This window comes from Intrasporangium sp. (genome assembly GCF_035280925.1).
GTDB lineage: Bacteria > Actinomycetota > Actinomycetes > Actinomycetales > Dermatophilaceae > Intrasporangium.
Map to the genome: position 1 here is coordinate 1 of NZ_DATEEY010000055.1, position 3,842 is coordinate 3,842.

The 3,842-nt window shown below is 66.0% G+C and carries 5 protein-coding genes; 4 read left to right on the plus strand and 1 reads right to left on the minus strand.

Annotated elements, in window-relative coordinates; translation table 11 throughout:
* Positions 1-308: hypothetical protein (locus tag VJN29_RS05565; protein ID WP_324142592.1), on the minus strand; the 308-nt coding region annotated here is incomplete at its 3' end.
* A 195-nt stretch (positions 309-503) separates the two neighbouring features.
* Between VJN29_RS05565 and VJN29_RS05570 the strand changes: the two genes are divergently transcribed.
* The 4 genes from VJN29_RS05570 to VJN29_RS05585 all read left to right on the plus strand — a co-directional run bounded on the left by VJN29_RS05570 (position 504) and on the right by VJN29_RS05585 (position 3,839).
* Entirely contained in the window at positions 504-1,232 is a 729-nt protein-coding gene (locus tag VJN29_RS05570; protein WP_324142596.1) for an amino acid ABC transporter ATP-binding protein, read from the plus strand.
* A 61-nt stretch (positions 1,233-1,293) separates the two neighbouring features.
* Positions 1,294-2,133, plus strand: coding sequence for a glutamate ABC transporter substrate-binding protein (locus tag VJN29_RS05575; protein WP_324142593.1), 840 nt, complete (start codon positions 1,294-1,296; stop codon positions 2,131-2,133).
* 120 nt (positions 2,134-2,253) lie between these two features.
* Positions 2,254-2,919, plus strand: coding sequence for an amino acid ABC transporter permease (locus VJN29_RS05580; RefSeq protein ID WP_324142594.1), 666 nt, complete (start codon positions 2,254-2,256; stop codon positions 2,917-2,919).
* Positions 2,916-3,839 carry an amino acid ABC transporter permease gene (locus VJN29_RS05585; protein WP_324142595.1) on the plus strand — a complete coding sequence of 308 codons (924 nt, stop codon included), beginning with the start codon at positions 2,916-2,918 and terminating at the stop codon, positions 3,837-3,839. Before VJN29_RS05580 ends, VJN29_RS05585 begins: the two co-directional genes overlap by 4 nt.
* Positions 3,840-3,842 lie beyond the last annotated feature (3 nt).

Below are 3,842 nucleotides of genomic sequence, written 5' to 3' on the forward strand. Positions count from 1 at the left end.
CCCGAGCCGGACCCGACCACGTCCGAGCCGGACCCGACCACGTCCGAGCCCGACCCGACGACAACCTCCGAGCCGGAGCCGGCACCGACGACGACGGGTTCCCAGGGGAGCACCAGTGGGGCCGACTCGGAGCCGTCGACCTCGGAGCCGACCGTCACGTCCGAGCCGGACCCGACCACGTCCGAGCCGACGCAGACCGCGACCGAGGAATCGGTAGCGCCCAGCGAGACTTCCGCCGCCACGGACCCCACCGCACCGACCGGATCGTCGGACAGTGCGGACGGATCAGACGCACCCTCCTCGAGCACGACAACAGGCGCGGGCTGACCTCCCGCTCGTGCACTCGTCCGGAGTGGCCGTGGGCGGCTTCGCTACGATTCGGAGACTCTCCGGCTGAGCCCTCGCTCACGGTGACGATCACCCGGTAGGTTTCCCGCATGGACGAAGCCAATGACGTCGATGTGGACTCATCGCGCGACTCGGTGACCGACGATCGGAATCCCATCGTGGTCATGGAGGGAGTCAACAAGCACTTCGGCGATCTGCATGTGCTCAAGGACATCAACCTCACCGTGGGCAAGGGCGATGTCGTCGTCGTGCTCGGGCCCTCCGGGTCGGGCAAGTCGACCCTGTGCCGGACCATCAACCGCCTGGAAACGTTCGAGTCCGGCCGCATCCTGATCGACGGCCAGCCGCTCCCGGAGGAGGGCAAGGACCTTGCCAACCTCCGCGCCGACGTGGGGATGGTCTTCCAGTCCTTCAACCTCTTCGCCCACAAGACGATCCTGCAGAACGTCACGCTGGGCCCGATCAAGGCGCGCGGCGTGGCCAAGGGTGAGGCGGAGAAGCGAGCGATGGAGATCCTCGAGCGCGTCGGCGTCCAGGCCCAGAGGGACAAGTACCCTGCCCAGCTGTCCGGTGGGCAGCAGCAGCGCGTCGCCATCGCGAGGTCCCTCGCCATGAACCCCAAGGTCATGCTCTTCGACGAGCCGACGTCGGCCCTCGACCCGGAGATGATCAACGAGGTCCTCGACGTCATGACGAGCCTCGCCAAGTCGGGCATGACGATGATCGTCGTGACCCACGAGATGGGGTTCGCCCGCCGCGCAGCCGATCGCGTCGTCTTCATGGACGAGGGCGAGATCGTCGAGCAGGACACGCCTGAGGACTTCTTCACCAATGCGAAGTCGGCACGGGCCCAGGACTTCCTCAGCAAGATCCTCACCCACTAGCCAACCATTCCCACACGGCTCCGGTGATCTCCGGAGCCGAACCAACCAGGAGGGACAACTCATGAAGCTCAGGCGCACCAGCGCGGTTGCCATCGCCGCTGTCGCCGCCCTCGGCCTCGCCGCGTGCGGGAGCGACGATGGCGGCAACGGCGGAGCCGGCGCCACCGGCGGCGGCGGCGAGACAGTCAAGGTCGGCATCAAGTTCGACCAGCCCGGGCTCGGCCTCAAGAGCGGCGCCACCTACTCGGGCTTCGACGTCGACCTGGCCAACTTCATCGCCACGGAGCTGAACCTCACGCCGGAGTTCGTCGAGGCCGTGTCGTCCCAGCGTGAGACGCTGCTCAAGACCGGCCAGGTCAAGTACATCGTCGGGACGTACTCGATCACCGACAAGCGCAAGGCGGACGTCTCCTTCGTCGGCCCGTACTTCATCGCCGGCCAGGACCTGCTCGTCCGCGCCGACGACACGACGATCACGGGTCCCGACACCCTCGACGGCAAGAAGCTCTGCTCCGTCAAGGGCTCGACCTCCGCGGTCAACGTCCAGAAGGAGGTTCCTGGCGTCAACCTGCAGGAGTACAACACCTACAGCCTGTGCGTGGACGCCCTCAAGTCCGGCGCCGTCGATGCCCTGACGACCGACGACACGATCCTCGCGGGCTACGCGGCTCAGGAGGACAACAAGGGCCAGCTCAAGGTGGTCGGCAACACCTTCTCCACCGAGAACTACGGCGTCGGCATCCAGAAGGAAGACACCGAGTTCTGCAACCAGGTCGTCGAGGCGGTGAAGAAGTTCATCGACTCCGGCGAGTGGCAGAAGTCGGTCGACAAGTACCTCGGGCCGGCGAACTACAAGCCGGGTGAGGGCAACCCGCCCACGCCCACCTGCCAGTCCGCCTGACCACTCAGCCACACGCAGAGGTATGCCGCTGAGCTGAGCGAGCTCAGCGGCATACCTCCCGCTCTGGCAGGGTCCCAGCCACGCCGGAACCACAATCTGGTCGCCCGAGGAGGACTGCACATGGGTGAACTCTTCGCGGAGTACAACATCTTCGCGGCGTTCGGAATGACGATCCTGCTCACCGTCACCGCTGCCGTTGGCTCGCTCGTCATCGGCACGGTCGTGGCCATCCTGCGGCTGGCGCCCGTGGCCGTGTTCCAACGTACGGGGTCGTTCTATGTCAACACCGTGCGCAACACCCCGCTGACGCTGATCATCATCGCCTCGAACATCGTCATGGCGGTCAACCTCGGCTTCAACTTCAGCGACGACCTCGCCCGGAACAACATCATCTGGGCCATCATCGCCCTGTCGGTCTACCACGCCGCTTTCGTGTGCGAGGCGATCCGGTCGGGCGTGAACACCGTCCCCGTCGGACAGGCCGAGGCGGCCCGGTCCATCGGGCTGACCTTCTCGCAGAGCCTGCGGGACGTCGTCCTGCCGCAGGGCTTCCGTGGTGCCATCACGCCGCTCGGCAACACGCTGATCGCCCTGACGAAGAACACGACCGTCGCGACGGCGATCGGGGTCTCCGAGATCGCCGGCCTGATGAGCGAGATGATCGAGTTCCGGTCCGACCTGCTCGTGCCGATCTTCCTCGTCGTCGCCATCGGGTTCGTCATCCTGACGTTGCCCATCGGGATCCTCACGACCTACCTGTCCAACCGACTGGTGGTGAAGCGATGAGCACTTCCGTCCTCTTCGACGCCCCGGGGCCCAGGGCCCGGGCTCGCCACCGCGTCCTCACCATCGTCGGCCTCGTGCTCATCGCCGCCTTCGTCGCCTTTGCGCTGTGGAAGCTCGGCGAGAACGGCAACCTCGCGCCCGAGAAGTGGACCCCGTTCCTCACCGCCGAGATCTGGGGCAACTACCTGATCCCCGGCCTGATCAACACGCTCAAGGCCGCGGCGATCTCCGTCGTGCTGGCCGCGATCTTCGGCGTCATCTTCGGCATGGGACGGCTGTCGCACAATGGACCGATCCGATGGGTGAGCTCCGTCATCGTGGAGTTCTTCCGATCCGTCCCGGTCCTCGTCATGATGATCGCGGCCTTCTGGTTCTACGCGTTCAACCAGACGTTCGACTTCGACCTCGTCCCCCTCGCTGCGGTCGTCACCGGACTGACCCTCTACAACGGGTCCGTCGTCGCCGAGCTCATCCGCTCGGGCGTCGGGAGCCTGCCGAAGGGGCAGTCCGAGGCAGGACTGTCCATCGGTTTGACGCGGGGACAGACGCTCCGGATCATCCAGATCCCGCAGGCGATCACGGCGATGCTGCCGGCCCTGGTCAGCCAGCTCGTCGTGGTCATCAAGGACACCGCGCTGGGCTCGATCATCACGTACGACGAGCTGCTCAACCAGTACAAGTCGATCGGCTCGTACAAGGGCAACATCGTGCCGTCGATCATCGTCATCGCGATCATCTTCATCGTCATCAACTACGCCCTCACGCGGGTCGCGGCGTACGTCGAGCGACGGCTGCGAGAGCGCGGGCGCGTCACCATCCAGCGTGGTGTCGTGGGGCCGGGCGCCGTGGGCGAGATCGACACCACGCTCATCGACGAGCAGCTGCACGAGGCCGACGAGCGCGCCCTGCGCGATCGGTGACAC

Coding starts and splice junctions, on each gene's coding strand:
- VJN29_RS05585 (WP_324142595.1), top strand. CDS start 2,916: ATGAGCACTTCCGTCCTCTTCGACGCCCCGGGGCCCAGGGCCCGGGCT.
- VJN29_RS05580 (WP_324142594.1), top strand. CDS start 2,254: ATGGGTGAACTCTTCGCGGAGTACAACATCTTCGCGGCGTTCGGAATG.
- VJN29_RS05575 (WP_324142593.1), top strand. CDS start 1,294: ATGAAGCTCAGGCGCACCAGCGCGGTTGCCATCGCCGCTGTCGCCGCC.